This is a genomic window from Deinococcus seoulensis, from assembly GCF_014648115.1.
GTDB classification, from domain to species: Bacteria; Deinococcota; Deinococci; order Deinococcales; family Deinococcaceae; genus Deinococcus; species Deinococcus seoulensis.
Window position 1 is genome coordinate 1 of record NZ_BMQM01000050.1, and the last position, 18,429, is coordinate 18,429.

Consider the following 18,429-nt stretch of genomic DNA (forward strand, 5'->3'; position numbering starts at 1 on the left):
TCAGGTCTAGCCCGTATCCGCGTGCGCCGACTCGTTTCATAGCCTTATTATGACAAATGCTCTAGTGCGGACAGGTTCATCACTTCCGCGCAGACCAGCGAGAAGCAACCAGTGTTGACCCCTCTCCCTTGAGGGGGGAGGCTGGGAGGGGGGTGAGCAGGCATGGCATGACAGAAGACGTTTTGCATGCTTTTCCCCTCTGGCGCTTGAACAGTGTCCGCACCATTGATGAACAGCGCCGCAGGAAACGGGGAGTGGGAACCGCCGGTCAGCCTGTTCCCACTCCCCACTCGCTCCTCTGTACTGCTTTACGGCCCCTCGTCTTCCAGGGTGCGGCGCAGGTCGTCCAGGCTGACGCTCTTGGCGGGGGCGTCCAGGACCACCTGACCGGCCCGCAGCGCCACGACCCGCTGACCCAGGTGCAGGGCTTCCTCCAGCTGGTGCGTGACGAACACGACCGTCACCCTGTGCTGCCACCACAGGGCCAGCAGTTCGTCGGCCAGGGCGGTGCGGGTTGCGTGATCCAGGGCGCTGAACGGCTCGTCGAGCAGCAGCAGGCCCGGCTGGATCGCCAGGGCGCGGGCCAGGGCGACCCGTTGCCGCTGACCGCCGCTCAGTTCGTGCGGGCGGCGCGCGCCGTACTCCGCGAGGCCCACCTGCCGCAGCGCGTCCTGCACGCGGGCGTCGCGTTCGGCGCGGGGCACGCCGCGCAGGCCGAAGGCGACGTTCCCGGCGACGGTCAGCCAGGGGAACAGCGCGGCCTCCTGCTGCACCAGGGTCAGGCGGGGGTGCGGGCCGCGCACGACCTCGCCGCCCAGTCTGATCTGTCCGCTCTGGGGTTTCAGGAACCCGGCCAGGAGGCTCAGCAGGGTGCTCTTGCCGCTGCCGGACGGGCCGACGACGCACAGGAACTCCCCGCCCGGCACCTCTAGCTTCAGGGGGCCGACGCCTGCCGCCTGCTGACCCCGGCGGCCCTGGTAGCGGTAGGTCACGCCGTCCAGGTTCAGGGGTGCGCCGCCACGCCCGGCGGCCAGGGGGGCGGGGGCGGCGCGGGTCATGGTGGTGGTCATTGTGGCACCTCCAGGCCGTAGTCACGGCGGACGCGGCCCTCGGCGGCGCGCAGCAGCGAGTCGAACAGCCCGCCGATCACGCCGATGATGATGATCGTCGCCAGGACCAGCGCCACGTTCGCGGTGTTCCGCCCGATCTCCAGCTGTTCACCCAGGCTGGCCGCTCCGGCGATCAGGAGTTCCCCGCCGACCAGGGCGCGCCAGGAGAAACTCCAGGCGGTGCGCAGCCCGGTCAGGATGCTGGGCACGCTGGCGGGCAGCAGCACCCGCAGCATCAGGCCCAGCGAGCCCGCGCCCAGCGTGCGGCCCGCCACGCGCAGCGCCGGGGGGACGTTCAGCAGCGCGCCGGACACCGCCAGCGCCACCGGAATGAAGCCTTCCAGGATGACGACGAACAGCACGGCGCGTTCGTTCAGGCCCAGGAACAGGATCGCGAACGGCACGAACGCGATGCTGGGCACGCTCTGGATGCCGGTCAGGTACGCGCCCAGCGTGGTCCGCAGGGGTCGCCACGCGCCCATCAGCAGGCCCACGACGACGCCCAGCAGCACGGCGATCACGTACCCGGTCAGGACGCGGCGCAGGCTTCCGCCGATGGCGGACAGCAGCTTGCCGTCCTGCGGGCCGGTGCCCCACAGGCCGTAGCTGATCTCGGTCCACACGGCTTTCGGGCCGGGGAACACGTACGGCGGGTACAGTTTGAGTACGTCGGTGACCAGCCACCACGCGCCCAGGATGACGATCAGGCCCACGAGCTGCGTGACCAGGGTCTGCCAGCGGCTCTGGCCCCGCGCGGCGCGGGTGGGTTGAATGTCAGGGGAGAGGGTCGTCACGTCAGGTCCTCCACGGGATCACTTGCGGATGAACGGCGCGAGGTCCGGCGCGCTGCGGGCGTACCCGGCTTCCACGTTCAGCTTCGCGTACTCGGTCAGCGCAGCCAGGTCGAGGTTGGTCGTGAAGCGCGTCCGCGCGAAGGCCCGTTGCAGCACGCGCGGGTCGAGTTTCGTGCCCGTCGCTTTCAGCAACTGGTTGTTCACGGCGGTCTGAGCCGCTGCCGGGGAGCGGTTGATGAACGCCACGGCCTCGGTGTGAGCCTTCAGGAACGCGGCGACGATCTGCGGGTTGGCCTGCGCGAACTTCGCGTTCACGATCACGACGGTCGTGGGGTACTTCCCGTCGCGCCAGACGGTCTTCTCACTGCCGATGACCTTGTGCCCCTGCGCTTCCAGGGCCGCGCCCCAGGGTTCCGGGACCAGCGTGGCGTCCACGCGTTTGGCGGCGAAGGCGGCCAGCACGTCGGCCGGGGCGATGGGCGTGATCGTGACGGTCCCGCCGTCCGCCCTGGGCTTCAGGCCGTTCTCGTTCAGGATGTGGCGCAGGCTGATGTCCTGCGTGTTCCCCAGGCTGGGCACCGCGACGATCTTCCCGCCCAGATCCCTGTAGGACTTGATGCCGCTGTCCTTGCGCACGACGAGCACCGCGCCCGCCTCGCTGGCCCCGGCGAGGAACTGCACAGGCATGCCGCGCCCGGCCGCGTTGATGGCCGGTCCCGGCCCCACATAGGCGATGTCGATCTGCCCGGCGGCGAACGCCTCGGTCAGGGTGGTGCCGGAGACGAACTCCCTGGCGTCCAGCTTCACCTTGCCGAGGGCCTTCTGGAAGGTGCCGCGCTCCAGGCCCACCAGGGCCGGCGCGTGCGTGAGGTTGGGGAAGAAGCCCAGGCGCACGGTCTGGGCGTCCTGGGCGGCGGCGGTGGTCAGCAGGGTCAGCGTCAGCAGGGTCGGTCTGATCAGTCGGGTCATGGGCCCTCCAGGGTGGGATGCTGTATTTCAATGGGGACGGCGGGTCAGCTCATGTGACAGCCCCCGCCGTCCCTTCAGGTTTCCTTCAGTTCGTGTGCCGACCGGTCAGTTCAGGCCTTGTCGGCGTACGCGGCGCGGAGCACCTCGGCCACCTCGGGCCGGGTGAACTCGGCGGGCAGGTTCTCCCCGGCGCGCAGCTTCTCGCGCACTTTCGTGCCGCTCAGCACGAGGTGATGCGAGCCGTCGTGCGGGCAGGTGCGGGGGCTGACCAGCTGCCCGCAGGAGTTGCAGTAGAAGGTGTGCTCGAACTTCAGGATCTGGATGCCCAGTTCCTCGGGCGAGTACGCGCTGAAGATCTCCTGCGCGTCGTACGTGCCGTAGTAGCTGCCGACGCCCGCGTGGTCGCGGCCCACGATGAAGTGCGTCACGCCGTAGTTGCGCCGCGACAGGGCGTGCAGGATCGCCTCGCGCGGCCCGGCGTAGCGCATGGCGGCCGGGTACACGCTCAGCAGCGTGCGGGCCTGCGGGTAGTACTTCTCCAGCAGCACCTCGTACGCCTGCACGCGGGTGGCGGCGGGCACGTCGTCGCCCTTGGTGGTCCCGACCAGTGGGTGCAGCAGCAGCCCGTCCACGAGTTCCAGCGCGACCTTCTGCAGGTACTCGTGCGCGCGGTGGATGGGGTTGCGGGTCTGGAACGCCACCGTGGAGCGCCAGCCGCGCGCCTCGATCACCTCGCGCACCTCGGCCGGCGTGCGGTGGTGGCGGGGGAAGTGCCCACGGGGAATCTCGAACAGCGCGACCGGCCCGGCCAGGTTGAAGTCACCCTGCGCGTACAGCGCCGCCACGCCGGGATGCGTCTCGTCCTCGGTGCGGTACACCTCGCGCGCCTCCCAGGCCTTGCGGGCCGCGAAGGCCTCCTGCACGTCCACCCAGCCGACGTCCTGACCCTCGAAGCTCAGGACCACGCGCCCGCGCAGCCCGGCGTGCTCGGCGCCCACGGGCAGCGTGATCGGGATGCTCCAGGGCGTGCCGTCCGCGAGACGCAGCCGCTCGATGACCGAGAGGTAGTCCGCTTCCCCCACGAAGCCGGTCAGGGGGGAGTACGCGCCGGTGGCGAGCATCTCCAGGTCGGCCAGGGTGCGCTCGCTGATGCTCAGGCGCGGCAGCGCGGCGAGTTCCGCCGGGTCGAAGTCGTGTCCGGCGCGGCGCACGCCGTTGACCAGGGTGCCGCCGAGGGGGCTGGGGAGGGTGGAGGTGGTGGGGAGCAGGATCGTCATGGGTCGGACCTCTTGATGAAAAGACTCAACTATTCGGGGCAGGAAAAGCCGCTCAGGATTCAGGCGGCGGTGCAGGTGCTCGGGCGTCAACAGCGGCGCGTCACAGCCTGTTCTCCCCGGCCCACAGGCCGCACTCGGTCTTGCCCTTCCCGGCCCAGCGGCCCGCGCGGGCGTCCTCGCCGGGACGCACGGCGCGCGTGCAGGTCCAGCAGCCGACGCTCAGGAAGCCATCCCAGTACAGCGGGTTCACCGGCAGGTCCTGCTCGCGCGCGTAGGTTTCCAGCCTCTCGCGCGTCCAGTGGGCCAGCGGGTTCACCTTCACGCGCGCGCCGTCCTCGACGAACGGAATGTCCGCGCGGGTGCTCGCCTGATCGCGGCTGCGGGCGTTCAGCAGCGCCGACGGGGCCTTCCGGCGCAGGTACGCCTGGAGGGGCGCGACCTTCCGCACCGCGCAGCAGGCGTCCGGGTCGCTGGCGTACAGCGCCGGGTCGGTCTGCCCGTCCTCGGGGGTCGCGCCGTCGTTCAGGGTCACGAACGTCAGTTCCGGGTAGCGGGCGGCCAGCCGGTCACGGGTCGCCAGCGTCTCGGGGAAGTGGTACCCGGTGTCCACGAACACCACCTCGCCCCGGTACCCGGCCTTCACGGCCAGATCGAGCAGCACCACGCCGTTCAGGTTGAACGCGCTGGGCATCAGCACGTCACCGTGCGTTTCAAGCGTCCAGCGGATCACGTCCAGCGGATCAGTGTCCGGCGCGAAGTCGGGTCGGGGCGAGAGGATCGTCATACCTTCAGGGCCTCCAGCAGTTGCCGCACGCCGTCCTCGACGCTGATGCGGTCGGTGCGCAGGTGCAGATCCGGATTCTCCGGGGCCTCGTAGGGGTCGCTGACCCCGGTGAAGTGCGGGATCTCCCCGGCGATGGCCTTCAGGTACAGGCCCTTCACGTCCCGCGCCGTCACGACGTCCAGCGGGGCATCCACGAAGACCTCCAGCGCGTTCGGAAGGCCGGACAGCACCTCGCGGCGGGTGTCGGCGTAGGGGCTGATCGCGCTGACCAGGACCGTCACGCCGTGCTTGGCGAGCAGGCCCGCCACGAAGCCGATGCGGCGCACGTTCGTGTCCCGGTCCGCCTTCGAGAAGCCCAGGCCCTTGCTGAGGTTCTCGCGCACCGCGTCGCCGTCCAGCAGTTCCACGGCCACGCCACGCGCCAGGAGTTCCTCGTGCAGGGCACTCGCCAGGGTGCTTTTTCCGGCGCCGCTGAGGCCGGTCAGCCACACCACGCGGCCCGTCCCGACGGCCTGCTCGGCCACGGCGGTCATGCGGTGACCGCCTCGCGCGCGCCCAGCACGGCGTCCGGCGCGAAGTGCTCGTGCCCGGTGCGGTCCGCGTACTCCACGAAGCTCTCGCCCGGCTGCTTGTTCGCCTGGAACTCGGCCAGCACGGCCGCCGCGTACTCGTTCAGGCGTTCGGCAGGCACCGCGCCCTTCAGTTTCGTGCCGGTCCGCTGCGCCTGCCCGATGCTTCCGGCCAGGTGCACGTTGAAGACCTCGTGCACGGTGCCGTCCTTGTCGGTCTTGTTCGCACCCATGAAGCCCAGGTCGGCCACCTGGTAGCGCGTGCAGGCGTTGCTGCACCCGGTCAGGTTGATCGTGAACGGCACGTCCATCGCCAGCGTCAGCGGTTCGAGGTGATCGACCAGATCGGCGGTGCGGGCCTTGGTCTCGGTCAGCGCGAGGCGGCAGAACTGGTTGCCGGTGCAGGCGATGGTCGTACCCCGGATGGTCGCCTTCGGCGCGAGTTCGATGGCGGCCAGTTCGGCACTCAGGGCCTCAACGTCCTCGGTGGCGACGTGGGGGATCACCATGTTCTGGAACGCGGTGGTGCGCAGCACGCCCTTGCCGTAGCGGTCGGCCAGATCGGCCAGCGCGCGGGCCTTGGTGGGGTCGATGCGGCCCACAGTGGTCGCCACGACCACGTAGTTCAGGCCGTCCGCCTGCGGGTTCACGCCCAGCACGTCGTTCCCGCCGAAGCGTGCGGTCGGCGCGGCGGGGCCGTCCGTGAGCTTGCGGCCCAGGTAGTCGTTCTCGACGATCTCGCGGAACTTCTCGACGCCCAGGTCCTTGATCAGGAACTTCAGGCGGCTCTTCTTGCGGTTCTGGCGGTAGCCGTGGTCGCGGTACGCGGCGGTGATGGCCTGCCCGACCTCCACGACCTCCTCGGGGCGGATGAACACGCCCAGCCGCCTGGACAGGTGCGCCACGGCGCCCAGGCCGCCGCCTACCCACACGTCGAAGCCGACCTCACCGTTCACGCGGTGCGCGAGGAAGCCGATGTCGTTGATCATGTGGATACCTTCCAGTTCCGGCACCGCCGTGATGCTCATCTTGAACTTGCGCGGCAGGTCCTGGAAGTCGGGGTTGCCGGTCAGGGTGCCTTCCATGGCGTGGGCCAGGGGGCGCACGTCGATGATCTCGCGGGCGTCCAGGCCGGCCAGGGGGCTGGCGATCACGGCGCGCACGGTGTCGCCGCAGGCCCCCTTGGGGTGCAGGCCCAGCGGTTCCAGCCGCTCGAAGATGCGCGGGATGTCCTGGATGGTCAGCCAGTGGAACTGGAACGCCTGACGGTCCGTGACGTCCAGGAAGCCCCGGCCGTACTCCTCGGCGATGTTCGCCACCTCGCGCATCGTCGCGGAGCTGAACTCAGCGGCGGGCACGCGGACGCGCATCATCAGGAAGCCGTCCTCCTGCGGGCGCTGCGGGTACACCCCGGCCCACTTGAGCAGGTCGATCCGTTCGGGGTCGATGAAGCCCTGCTCGGCGTACTGGGGGATCAGGTCGAAAATCTGGAAGGGCGGAACGGCTTTCTTCAGGGCTTCGATGTCACTCATGGTCGGTCCTTTTATGGCGCGGTATGTCGCGGTATGTCGCGCGGGGCGTGCAGGGGTTCGGGGTGAAGGGAGATCAGCGGCGCAGCAGCGCGTAGCGCAGGCGACGGTACTGGAAGTACATGATGCAGCCCACGCAGATCTTCTCGGTCAGGTTCAGGACGGCCAGCGCGATCACGACCACGCCCAGCAGCGCCCCCACGACCGGCAGGCCAGCCAGGGTGAACGCGGCGGAGGCCAGCAGGAAGGTGCCGCCCACGCCCTGCGCGAAGTGATGCGCGCGGGGGTCCTCCTCGACGATCTCGGGGCTCAGGCCCAGACTGCGGCCCAGCAGGCGGTACGCGGCGCGCATGGGGGAGACGTCTGGGAGCACAGCGCCCAGCAGCATGGCGGCGCCCAGGATCAGCGTCAGGGCCGGGAGGGTCAGGATCACGGCCAGCAGCGTCACGAAGACCACGGCCAGCTGGTTGAACTTCAGGGCGCTGAGGTCCGTGCGGGCAGGCTGTCGGGTGGGGGCGGAAGCAATCATTGACAAAAAAGGTAAACCTTTATGGCGTACAAAACAAGTCAACTATCCAGACAGGTGCCCGGACCCACCCTTCACGCAGTCCACACCGTCCCGCCGGACCCGTCCAGCACACCCCGACACAGCTGACCGGCTGTCAAGCGCACCTGCGGCAACGCCCGCCCGGCCCGCCCGCTAGCCTGCCAGGGCACTCATACGGACTCCGATTGAATGGCTTACAAAGCCGTTCAATCCGAGCAGAGCGAGTATGAGTCGAAGCGGGTTCCGGACATGGAGTTGACAGATCGGTGGTGTTCCGATCTGTTAACGAAATAAACGGAACCCGATCATACGGATTCCGTTTCCATACACCCCCGGCCCAGCAGGAGACCCCATGACCGACCCGATCCCGCCGAACAGCCCCACCCCGATTCGCCGTCCGGCCCGCCCGCTGGCCGCCGCCGCCCTCGGCGCCCTGCTGCTGGTGGGCGCGTACGCCGGCGCGACGGCCGTGTTCTCCAGCCGCGCCCAGACGCTGACCACCGACCTGACTGACCGGCTGCGCGCCAGTGCCGCCGCCTCGGGCGCGCAGGTCGAACAGGTGTCGTACGCGCGCGGCTTCACGCACAGCACGCAGGTGCTGCGGCTCAGGCTGCCCGGCACCGACGGCGCCCCGCAGGAACTGCTCGTCACGAACGACATCCAGCACGGCCCGCTGCCCGCCTTCAGCGGCGTCGGGCAGGCCACCGTCACCACCACCTTCCGCCCCGGGGACCCGCAGACGCAGGCCGCGTACGCCCGCGCGTTCCCCACCCGCCAGCCCCGGATCGTGACCGCCATCGGACTCGCCGGAGACACCCACAGCCGCGTGGACGTTCCGGGCGGCACCGTCACCGAGCAGGGCACCACCGTGAACTGGCAGCCCCTGGACGGCACCGTGGACGTGCAGGGCAACGACACCCGCCTGAACCTCAGCTGGCCCGGCCTGACCGTCCGCGACCCCGGCGACGGCACACCGACCAGCGGCACCGTCGGCCGCGTCACCCTGACCGGCGAGAACCGCCGTGACGGTCCCGACGACCCCATCGGGCTGGGCCGCGTCACCCTGACCCTGGACAGCGCGGGCCTCGATGCGGGCACCGACTCCATGAACATGACCGGCCTGACCATCAGCGCCGACACCACCGCGCAGGACGGCTACCTGAACAGCGCCGTGAAGTACGACGTCGGCACGCTTACCCTGCCCGGCCCGGACGGCGCGGCCCTGCGCGACCTGCAACTGCACCTGAGCCTCGGACACCTGGCGCGCGAACCGCTCGCCCGCCTCGCAACCCTGCTGAACGAAGCCCAGCCGGACGACGGTCAGCCGGACGACAGTCAATCGGACGCGCCGGGCAGTCCCGACCCCGCAGACCCCCTCGCGGCCCTCAGCCCCGAGCAGCAGACGCAGGCCCGCGCCGACCTGCTGGCCCTGCTGAAAGAAAACCCGGTCCTCCGCCTGGAGCGCCTGAACGTCACGCAGCCCGGCGGGAACGTCACCCTGACCGGCCAGTTCTCCCTGCCCGGCGCGGCCCGCCTGAGTGACCCGGACCTTCAGCGGCTGCCCGACCAGCCCGACACGCTGCTCCCGCTGGCCGATCTGCGCCTGAACCTCAGCGCCACCCAGGCCGCCCTGAACGACCTGCTCGGCACCCTCGGCCCGCTCGCCGGACTGGTCGATCCCGACACCCTGATCAGCGCCGGGTACCTGACCCGCAGCGGCGACCAGCTGAGCCTCGACCTGCGCCTCGACCAGGGCCGCGCCACCCTGAACGGCCAGCCGCTGGAGTGATACGGACTCGGGTTGAATGGCTTGCGAAGGCATTCAACCCGAGCGGATGCGAGTGGGAGGGCAAGTGCCCCTCCGGACGTGGAGCTGGCAGGGGCGGTATGGGGGCGGATTACCAGCGAAGCAGACGGCCGTCCGTACGACCGCACGCCCCCGCGCAGAGCTGGCCTTCAGGGCCGGTTCTCGCAGGCCAGACCGTCGCGGTCGCCGTCCAGCTCGGGCCGGTACCCCGGCTGGCCGCGCCGCAGCGGCAGGGTCGCACCGGCCGCGCGGGCCGCGGCGCAACTGCTGAACCCGGCAGGCGGCCGGGCCTGCGGCGCGCCGGGTTTCGGCGTGACCTGCGTGGCGCAGCTGCGGCCCGTCGGCAACCGGAACGGCGCGCCCGCCGCGCGGTTCACGCGGTACCCCAGGTCCTCCAGCGCGCCCAGCGTCAGCGGACTGACCGGATTGACCCGCCCCGTGAACTCCCCGGCGCTGCCGGACAGGATCTCGCTGCACACCGCGTCTCCGGCCCAGTGCCCGGCGTCCGGGTCGAGCGGCACGCCCACCTCCCGGCCGCCCAGCGCGCGGTACGCGGCCAGGGCGCGCGGGCCGGTGTAGTACAGCTGCCTGCCGACCCGCCTGACGAACGTCCGGCCGTCCGGGTCGCCGCTGACCGACACGCGGTACTCGGCTTCCCACAGCGTGCCCACGCCCAGCGTGTGCAGGAACTCGTGAATCATGGTGTCCAGCAGATCCGCGCGCGGCAGGTCATTCAGGCCGTCACTGTTCAGTTCGATGGTGCCGTACATGGGCAGGAACGACCCGTCCCGCAGGTCGCAGGGCATGCCAGTGGCGTACAGGTCGTCTTCCAGGTTCTTCACGATCACGAACACCACGAACTGCCGCGCGGTCTCCCGCAGGCGCGGCAGCCCCTGGTCGCAGTCCCCGGCGGGCGCGTCCAGCCGCACCGGCACGAACGGCGAGGCGATCAGCGCCGACACGCGCGCCGCCGCCTCCTGCACCGTGGCCCGCTGCGCGGCATTCAGCGTCCGGCCCAGCAGGCGCGGCTCGATGGTGAACGCAGCGGACGCAGCGGCCCGCGCGTGCGGCGCTGTCAGCAGCCCGGCGCACGCCAGCAGGAACAGCAGACGCCGGGCCAGGGCAGGCAGCGGCCGGACCGTGAACAGGGGAGGCACAGTCCCACTGTAAGCCCACCCGCCCGCCCACCTGACCCGCTGCCCGGCAGGGAAGTCCGTACTACACTGCTCAGAGTGAACACGTTCAAAGTTCAAGTGGGTGCCGTGACCCGCGACCTTCCCATCGTTCCCGTCGCTCCTGGCGTCAGCGTCGCCCTGTTCAACATGCTGGGCGACACCGAAGTCACCGAGGAAGCAGGCCGTGAACTGGCCCGCCTGCTGCCCGCCGATATCGACGTGCTGGTCACGCCGGAAGTCAAGGCGCTGAGCCTCGCGCACGTCATCAGCCGCGAGAGTGGCAAGCCGTACATCGTGATCCGCAAGACGCAGAAGCCGTACATGGTGGACCCCGTGGCGCGCGAGGTGGTCAGCATCACGACCGGCAAACCGCAACTGCTGGTCCTGGACGGCTTCGACGTGCAGAAGATCAGGGGCCGCAAGGTCGCCATCGTGGACGACGTGGTGTCCAGCGGCGGCACCCTGCACTCCATCCGGCAGATCATCGAGGAGGTCGGCGGCGAGGTCGCCGCGGTCGTCGCCGTGTTCACCGAGGGGCAGGAACGCCCCGAGGTGACGGCGCTGGGCCACCTGCCGCTGTTCGAGGGTGAGGGCAGCAAGGACTGATACGGATTCCGTTTATTTCGTTAACAGATCGGAACCCCACCGATCTGTTAACTCCATGTCCGGAACCCGCTTCGACTCCTACTCGCTCCGCTCGGATTGAACGGCTTTATAAGCCATTCAATCGGAGTCCGTACGACCCTGACCGGCCTGAAGTGTGGCGTGGGATTCGTCCTGCGCCACGTTCTGTTGCCGTTCGCCGCTGACCTGCCACGCCCGTCCATTCCAGTGGAACGCCCGGGCGTGGCGGGGCGCGCACCTGAACCGCCGCGCACACAGCCGGGATAGGGTGGGGCGCATGAACAACCCGAATGAACTGACCGTGCGGGTCGGCAGCCTGGAACGGCACCTGCCCATCGTGCGCGCCGGGAACCTGGGGCGCGTGCCGCTGGTGGAATTCATGGGCGACAGCGCTTTCACGAACGCCGCCGCGCAGGAGATGCTGGCCCTGATCCCCCCGCAGACCCAGGTGCTGCTGACGGTCGTCACGAACGCCCTGCCCCTGACGCACGAACTGAGTGACCGCAGCGGCATTCCGTACGTGTGCGTGCGTAAGAAACGCCGCACGTACATGCACGACCCGTTGATTCAGGAGGTGCCCAGCATGTCCCTGGGCGTCACGGAAACCCTGTGGCTGGACGGCCCGCACGCCGCCCGGCTGAAAGGGCAGCAGGTGACCATCGTGCAGGACGTGATCGCGTCCGGCGGGACCGCGCAGGCCCTGGCGCGGCTCGTGGAACGCGCCGGTGGCACCGTGACCGGCTATGTCGCCGCGTTCCGGCGGGGCACGCCGCCCATGACTGTCACGGCCCTTCAGGACCTGCCGACCAACCTGTAACGGCGCGCGCAGGGGTGCCGACCACTGTGGGCACCCCTGCGCGGCTAAGTACATTGAAGCTAACATTGCGAGAGTCTGGGAAAGCGCCGGAATCTCTCCATTCCCGCTTCAACGTACTTCCTCTGCTACGCGCTCCGCGCGGTTTATCTAAAAGATAAACGCAGTGTACTTAGTTCTTGCTGCTCAGCAGGCCGGGCAGGTCGTCCGGCAGGCGGCGCATGGGCAGGTCGAACACGGTGCGGGCCGGTTCGTTGGGGGCGGTGTTGCCTTCTTTCAGCATGGCGTACTGGTCGCGCGTGATGGGCGGGCTGGGCAGCACCTGCATCAGCGGCACGGCGAGGTTCATCAGGAAGAGCGGTACCGGCACGATGGGTTTCTTCCTGCCCAGCGCCCCGAGTTCGAGTTCCAGCAGTTCCCGGAACGTGAATTCCTGCGGGCCGGTCAGGGCGTACGTGTGCCCGCTGCCCAGGTCGGACCCGGCGGCGGCAGCGAACGCCCGCGCGACGTCCTGCACGCTGACCGGGCGGAACGGGAACGAGCCGTCCCCGATCTGCGGCACGACCGGCGCCGTGCTGACCAGTTCCCGCAGGACCCGCCCGAAGAAATCGTCGCCCGGCCCGAAGATCAGGCTGGGCTGGAAGACCGTCCAGTTCAGGCCACTGCCGCGCACCAGTGCCTCCGCCTGCGCCTTGCTGCTGGAGTACCCGCTGCCGCTGTCCAGGCTGGCGCCCAGCGCACTCATGTGCACGTACCGCGCGCCGCGTGGCGTGGCCGCCAGGACGTTGCGGGTGCCTTCCACATGCACGCGGGCGAAGGTCTGGTCGCCCTTCTCGGCGATGATGCCGACCAGGTGCACGACCACCTGCGGGTCCGCCTGACCCACGGCGCGCTGCACGCTGCCGGGATCGGTGACGTCCAGTTTCACGCCCCGCGCGCCGCCCACGTCGCCCCCCGAGCGGCTGCCGGCCGTGACGGTGTGTCCGCGCGAGATGAGTTCGGCCACGACGGCCTTTCCGACGAAGCCGCTGGCTCCGGTGACGAGTACGTTCATTCTGAACCTCCAGGGGAGTGCGGGCCAGGGGAGTGCGGTGGGGTGGCCGGGCCGCCCAGCAGGGCCGCCGCGATGTGCTGCGCGGCGCTGGGCGCGTCCGGCCCGGCGTACTGCCCGCCGAGTTCCCGCGCCAGGGCCGGATCGGCGTTCAGCAGCGCGCCCCCGTAGAACAGCGGCATGCCCAGGCCGTCCAGGTCACGCAGGTGCTCGCGCGTGGCGTCCAGCGCCCAGCTGCCGTTCAGGGCCAGCAGGACGGCGCGGGCCTCGCGCTGCCGGGCGTACACGGCCAGGTCGCCCAGCGGCACGTTCGCGCCCAGGTACGCCACGCGCACGCCCCGGCGGCGCAGCGCCAGGGTCAGCATCATCAGGCCCAGTTCGTGCTGTTCCTCGGGCGCGCAGGCCGCCACGACCAGCGGCCCGAAGCCCGCCTGCACGCCCGCCACGTCCATCAGCGCGGCGATGCGGGCGCGCAGGTACGCGGTCGCCTGATGCTCGTGCGCCACCGTGATCTCCCCGCGCTCCCAGCGCGCCCCGATCTCGACCATGGTGGGGCTGATGACGGCCGTCATGACATCCTCGACCGGCAACTGCGAGTGAACCTCGGCCAGCACCGCGCCCGCCCGGTCGGTGTCCGAGGCCAGCAGCGCGGCCGTCAGCAGCTCGGCCCACTGCGGCGCGCCGCGCGGCGCCGGGGTGTCGGACGGAGTGTCCGGCAGGGCAGGTGTGTTCGGTGGAACGTGCGGCGCGGCCGTCAGTCCGGTGGCCCGCACGGTCAGTTCGGCGGCGCGGCTGGCGGGAACGCCCGACTGCAACTGCGCCTGCATGTGCTGAATGGCGGCCACGTCGCCCGGCGAGTACAGGCGGTACCCGCTGGCGTTCCGGACCGGGTGCGGGAACCCGTACCGCCGTTCCCACTGCCGCAGGGTCGTGGCAGGCACGCCGGTCTGCGCCTCGACTTCCGAGGCGGTGAACATGCCGGTCTGAGACCGGCCAGCGGTAGGCTTCATCACTGTTCATTGTGTCCCGGCGCGGGGGGGCGTGGTTGTAAGCATTGCCCCCAACGCGGCGCAGCAAGGCGGACCGCTGGGGCATCTGCCTGCCCCCGACCCCCCTTACAATGCCCTGTTCATGCGAAGCGCCGCCCAGACCCGAACCCCCCTGCTGCCGCTGCGGCGACTGCTGACCGTGTCCCGCCCCGCCCTGTGGGTGAACACCGTGGGCACGCTGGTCACGGGCGTGTGGCTCTCGGGCCGCCTGTACACGCTGGACGCCGGGGTGCTGGCCCTGCTGGCGTACCTGACGCTGCCGTTCAACCTGCTGATCTACGGCCTGAACGACCTGTCGGACCGCGAGGAGGACGCCCGCTCGTCCCGCAAGGGCGGCTGGCAGGGCGCGCGCCTGACCCTCCCCGAGGGCGGGCCGCTGCTGCGCGCCACGCTGCTCCTGAACGTGCCCGCGCTGCTGGCGCTGACGCTGCTGCTGCCCCCGGCCGCCACGACCCTGCTGCTGATCTCGGCGGCGCTGTTCGTGGCGTACAGCCTGCCGCCCCTGCGCCTGAAGGGCCGCCCGTTCCTGGACGGCCTGAGCAACGTCGCGTACGCCCTGCCGCTGGCGCTGCCCGCGCTGGCTCTGGGCAGCCCGGTGCCGTGGTGGCCGCTGCTGGCCCTCATGAGCTACTCGGTCGGGAAGCACGCCTTCGACGCCGCGCAGGACATCCCCGCCGACCGCGCCGCCGGAACCCGCACCGTCGCCACCACCCTCGGCGCGCGCGGCACGGCCGCCTACGCCCTGGCGTGGTTTGTCCTCGCGGCGGCGCTGCTGCTGCCGGTATCGAACCTGACCGCGCTGGCCTTGCTGCTCACCTGCGGCGGCATGGCCCTGCGCCTCCTGCTGCGCCCCACCCCCGAACAGGCCGCGCGCCTGTACCCCCTGAGCATCGTCACTCCCTGGATCGTCGGCGCGGTCGCCGGGGTGCAGCTCGTGGCCCTGCTGGCACGCGGCCAGTGGACCGGCCTGTAACGTGAACCGCGCCCGCAGCGTGGGCGTCGTGGGAGGCGGAATCGCCGGACTGACCCTGGCCGCGCTGCTGGCCGGGCGTGGCCACGCCGTCACCGTGTACGAACAGGACCGCGCGGGCGGCAAGCTGCGCCGCGAGGAGGCGGGCGGCCTGAGGTTCGACACCGGCCCCAGCCTCTTCACCTTCCCGGACGTGTGGCGCGCCGTCCTGAACCGCCTGCACGAACCCGACCCGCTGGACCTTCGCCCGCTGCCCGGCGCGCTGGGCGTGCACCACACCCCGCACGGCCCGGTGCCGCTGCCCGTACCGCCCCAGCACCCGCTGTACCCGCACTGGCAGCGGTACGTGCAGGCGGCCGAACCCCTGCGGGCGCACCTGACCACCCTGCTCACCACCCCGCCGCGCCTGAGCGACCCGGCGTTCCTGCGGGCGTCGGCGGCGCTGCTGCGCGTGACCGGCCCGCACGCCAGCGCCGCCGCGTGGTTGCGCGCCCACCACCTGCCGCCCGCGCTGGAACACGCGCTGGCCACCCACGCCCTGAACGCGGGCCTCAGCCCCGCCGACGCCCCGCCCCTGTACGCCCTGATTCCCGCGCTGGTCGGCGCGGACGTGTCCCGGCCCGCCCAGGGCATGGGCGCACTGCTGGACACCCTGCGCCGCTTCTGCGAGGCGCGCGGCGTGACCCTCCGCGAGGGCGCGGGCGTCCACACCCTGACCGGCACCACCCTGACCCTGAACGGGGGAGAGGTCCGCCGCCACGACCTGACCGTCAGCGCCACCGACCCCGCCCGCCTCGCCCGGCTGCGCGGCCAGCCGGTCAGACCCGGCCCCCGGACCGTCAGTGGGGTCGCCCTGTACGCCGCGCTGCCCGCCCCGGCCCTCCTGCCCGCCACCAGCGTCATCCCGCCCGACAGCTTCCGGGACTTCCGGGCCGCGCTGCGCGCCGGGGCACTCCCGCACACCACGCTGGCGCTCGTGCACGCAGACGGCCCGCGCCTCGCCGTCCTGCTGACCGCACCCCCCACCGGCCGCCCCCTGACCGCCGACCACCCCTGGGTCCGGGGGCAGCTACGGCGCGCGGAACGCACCCTGAACGTGCCCGGCCTGCTGGACTCCGCCCTGGATACCGTCACCCTGACGCCCGCCCACTACGCGCGGGGCGGCCATCCGGGCGGCGCGATCTACGGCGCGGCCCTGCCCGCCTGGCGCGGCGGCCCGCTGCACCCCCAGCCATACCGCCTGACCCCCACGCTCTGGCAGGTCGGGACCGGCGTCCACCCCGGCGGCGGCATTCCCGCCATCCTGGGCGGCACGTTGATCGTGGACCGCCTGCTGCGCGAGGCGGGCTGGTAGCAAGAACAGCGCCCCCTCCGTGTGGAAGGGGTGCCGGGTGCGCGAGTGGGTTTACTGGCCGGTGATGGCTTTCAGGGGGTCGACCAGACCGTACCCGAAGTTGTTGTCCTTCCCGGCCGTACCCAGGTCTTTGGCGGTGCTGGTCAGCAGGCTGAGCAGCTGGGCGTTCGTCAGGGTGGGCTTGGCGGCCCAGACGACGGCGGCGGCGGCGCTGACGTGGGGGGTGGCCATGCTGGTGCCGTTGTAGGACTCGTAGTCGGCGCTGGTGACGGCGGCGGTGCCGGTGGTGGGCAGCTTGGTCAGCAGGGCCTGGCCGTCCGCCTGGAGGATGCCGACGACGGGCACGGTGTAGGCGTTGGTGAGGGTCATGCCCAGGGCGCCTGCGGCGTTGTTGTAGATCATGACGCCCCTGGCCCCGCTGGCGACGGCGTTGGCGGTCTTCTCTTCGAAGGAGCAGGTGCCGCGGCTGATCAGGGCGATGTTTCCGGCCAGGGCGGCGTTGCGGGTGCCGACGCCGCACAGTTCGTTGTTCGTGCCGCCCGCCGCGACGATGGTGCCGGTGAAGCTGCCCTTGCCGGTCAGGTCGGCAGCCTGCACGTCCGTGAAGGTCACGCCGCCGCCCGAGGCGCTGGCGCGGGTGCCCTGCCCCAGCGGCACGGTGCTGATCACGTCCACGCCGGGGCCGACCAGATCCACCTGCGTGCCGAAGTTGCTGAAGTCCGCCTTGGCGAGGTTGCTGTCCACGGCGCCGATCCCGACCACCTCGGTGTACGCGGCGGGGTAGGAGACGGCGGCGCCGTCGTTGCCGGTCGCGGCGATGGTCAGGGCGCCCTTCTGCCAGACGCTGGTGTAGGCGCGCTGCTCGGTGCGGCTCTTGCTGCCGCCGCCCAGCGAGAGGCTGATGACGACCTTGTCCTCGGTGCCGCCCTGGCTCTTGAGCTGCGCGGCGCACCAGTTCACGCCGTTGATGATGCCGCTGCTGCTGCCCGAGCCGGTGTTGCCCAGCACGCGGGCCATGTACAGGTTCACGCCCGTTGCCACGCCCACGACGCCGCCCGCGTCCATGCCGCTCAGGGTACCGCTGGCGCCGGTGCCCGCGCCGAGCTGCGCGAAGATCGTGCCGGACACGTGCGTGCCGTGGTGGGACACGTCGTTCAGGGCGTAGGGGTCGTTGCGGTTGGCTTCGGTGGTGACGAAGTTCTTGAACCCCTTGAGTTTCCGGGCGAATTCGGGGTGGTTGCCGTCGATGCCGGTGTCGCCGACGCACACGGCGACGCCCGTGCCGGTGTAGCCGCCCGCACGGAGGTTCTGGACGCGCAGGGCATTGTCACCCCAGGTGAACTCGCCGCTGGGGGCGTACAGCGCCTGCGTGGTGAGGCCCTGGGCGCTCAGGCCGCTGCTGACCTTGCGGTCGGTGACGCCGCTCCTGAAGCCCTGCGCGGTGCGGACGTAGTCGGGTTCGACGTACTCGACGCTGGGGTTGGCCTTCAGTCTGGCCAGCGCGGCGGCGTCGAGTTTCACGGCGGCGGCGCTGATGTCCACCCACTGGCTGGTCATGATCCCGCCCGCCGCGGCGATGGCCTGGGCCTGCACGGCGGCCTGTTCCGTCACGCTCTGCGTGCTGAGGTTACCCTGCCTGAAGCCCACGAGGTACGCACCTGTGACCGCGTCGGTGGGGGCGCTGGTCTCGGGGGTGGCGGGCGTGACCGTCGGCTGTCCGCAGGCAGCGAGGCTCAGGGCGAGGGTGGCGGCCAGGATAGAGCGGGTGTGCTTCATGGGGTCTCCAGGTACGGCGCAGGGCCGCTTGCGGTACGGTGCCGAAACGGTGAAAAGCAGGTGCTGGCGCTGCCGGGGCAGGGTCAGGACGGACGGTGAGCTTCGCTTGGTGTGATGAAGTTGAGGGGGATGTTAGTGCGCGGCGCCACCCTAATGAACCGCATGCCTAGAGCGTTTGTCATAAGAATGCCGATGGATGGGCGTGCCGGAACCACCCAAAGATGTTTTGAG

Annotated in this window: 16 protein-coding genes and 1 pseudogene; 5 read left to right on the forward strand and 12 right to left on the reverse strand. The window is 70.8% G+C overall.

All coding sequences use genetic code 11. The features are described from left to right. Positions 1-308 precede the first annotated feature (308 nt). From IEY70_RS19710 to IEY70_RS19745, 8 genes and pseudogenes are all read right to left on the reverse strand, one after another. A complete protein-coding gene (locus IEY70_RS19710) occupies positions 309-1,070 on the reverse strand; it encodes an ABC transporter ATP-binding protein (protein ID WP_189066737.1) in 762 nt (253 codons plus the stop codon). Further along, positions 1,067-1,903, reverse strand: a complete 837-nt coding sequence (locus IEY70_RS19715; protein ID WP_189066738.1) for an ABC transporter permease — start codon at positions 1,901-1,903, stop codon at positions 1,067-1,069. Before IEY70_RS19715 ends, IEY70_RS19710 begins: the two co-directional genes overlap by 4 nt. Positions 1,904-1,921: 18 nt before the next feature. Further along, on the reverse strand, positions 1,922-2,872 hold the full coding sequence (locus IEY70_RS19720) for an ABC transporter substrate-binding protein (protein WP_189066739.1): 951 nt from the start codon (positions 2,870-2,872) through the stop codon (positions 1,922-1,924). A 110-nt stretch (positions 2,873-2,982) separates the two neighbouring features. Then, entirely contained in the window at positions 2,983-4,149 is a 1,167-nt protein-coding gene (gene sat, locus IEY70_RS19725) for a sulfate adenylyltransferase (RefSeq protein ID WP_229778102.1), read from the reverse strand. 100 nt (positions 4,150-4,249) lie between these two features. Then, positions 4,250-4,933 (reverse strand): phosphoadenylyl-sulfate reductase, encoded by a 684-nt coding sequence (locus IEY70_RS19730; RefSeq protein ID WP_189066740.1) that lies wholly within the window; start codon positions 4,931-4,933, stop codon positions 4,250-4,252. Beyond that, a pseudogene (cysC, locus tag IEY70_RS19735) lies at positions 4,930-5,514 on the reverse strand (adenylyl-sulfate kinase); the annotation flags it as partial. The gene IEY70_RS19730 and the pseudogene cysC, both read right to left, overlap by 4 nt. Continuing rightward, a complete protein-coding gene (locus IEY70_RS19740; RefSeq protein ID WP_189066742.1) occupies positions 5,463-7,034 on the reverse strand; it encodes a nitrite/sulfite reductase in 1,572 nt (523 codons plus the stop codon). The gene IEY70_RS19740 and the pseudogene cysC, both read right to left, overlap by 52 nt. A 73-nt stretch (positions 7,035-7,107) precedes the next feature. Continuing rightward, positions 7,108-7,560 (reverse strand): DUF4395 domain-containing protein, encoded by a 453-nt coding sequence (locus tag IEY70_RS19745; RefSeq protein WP_189066743.1) that lies wholly within the window; start codon positions 7,558-7,560, stop codon positions 7,108-7,110. 370 nt (positions 7,561-7,930) lie between these two features. Between IEY70_RS19745 and IEY70_RS19750 the strand changes: the two genes are divergently transcribed. Further along, positions 7,931-9,367: a YdgA family protein gene (locus IEY70_RS19750; protein WP_189066744.1), complete on the forward strand. Its 1,437-nt coding sequence runs from the start codon at positions 7,931-7,933 to the stop codon at positions 9,365-9,367. A gap of 167 nt (positions 9,368-9,534) precedes the next feature. Here the strand turns inward: IEY70_RS19750 and IEY70_RS21170 are convergent, their stop codons facing one another. Then, positions 9,535-10,542 carry an excalibur calcium-binding domain-containing protein gene (locus IEY70_RS21170; RefSeq protein ID WP_229778103.1) on the reverse strand — a complete coding sequence of 336 codons (1,008 nt, stop codon included), beginning with the start codon at positions 10,540-10,542 and terminating at the stop codon, positions 9,535-9,537. A 75-nt stretch (positions 10,543-10,617) separates the two neighbouring features. On the opposite strand from IEY70_RS21170, the gene IEY70_RS19760 reads away from it, so the two are divergent. Together IEY70_RS19760 and IEY70_RS19765 are read left to right on the forward strand one after the other, a co-directional pair. Further along, positions 10,618-11,166, forward strand: coding sequence for a phosphoribosyltransferase family protein (locus tag IEY70_RS19760; protein WP_189066745.1), 549 nt, complete (start codon positions 10,618-10,620; stop codon positions 11,164-11,166). Between the two features lie 295 nt (positions 11,167-11,461). After that, entirely contained in the window at positions 11,462-12,001 is a 540-nt protein-coding gene (locus tag IEY70_RS19765) for a phosphoribosyltransferase family protein (protein WP_189066746.1), read from the forward strand. Between the two features lie 169 nt (positions 12,002-12,170). Here the strand turns inward: IEY70_RS19765 and IEY70_RS19770 are convergent, their stop codons facing one another. Together IEY70_RS19770 and IEY70_RS19775 are read right to left on the reverse strand one after the other, a co-directional pair. Next, on the reverse strand, positions 12,171-13,052 hold the full coding sequence (locus IEY70_RS19770) for a complex I NDUFA9 subunit family protein (protein WP_189066747.1): 882 nt from the start codon (positions 13,050-13,052) through the stop codon (positions 12,171-12,173). After that, positions 13,049-14,059, reverse strand: a complete 1,011-nt coding sequence (locus IEY70_RS19775) for a MerR family transcriptional regulator (protein ID WP_189066748.1) — start codon at positions 14,057-14,059, stop codon at positions 13,049-13,051. The genes IEY70_RS19770 and IEY70_RS19775 overlap by 4 nt, the downstream gene beginning before the upstream one ends. Before the next feature lie 121 nt (positions 14,060-14,180). On the opposite strand from IEY70_RS19775, the gene IEY70_RS19780 reads away from it, so the two are divergent. Further along, positions 14,181-15,071 carry a UbiA family prenyltransferase gene (locus tag IEY70_RS19780; protein ID WP_189066749.1) on the forward strand — a complete coding sequence of 297 codons (891 nt, stop codon included), beginning with the start codon at positions 14,181-14,183 and terminating at the stop codon, positions 15,069-15,071. A gap of 1 nt (position 15,072) precedes the next feature. Then, a complete protein-coding gene (locus tag IEY70_RS19785; RefSeq protein ID WP_189066750.1) occupies positions 15,073-16,422 on the forward strand; it encodes a phytoene desaturase family protein in 1,350 nt (449 codons plus the stop codon). A gap of 51 nt (positions 16,423-16,473) precedes the next feature. Here IEY70_RS19785 and IEY70_RS19790 read toward each other — a convergent pair whose 3' ends face one another. After that, positions 16,474-18,198, reverse strand: a complete 1,725-nt coding sequence (locus IEY70_RS19790; protein ID WP_189066751.1) for a S8 family serine peptidase — start codon at positions 18,196-18,198, stop codon at positions 16,474-16,476. Positions 18,199-18,429 lie beyond the last annotated feature (231 nt).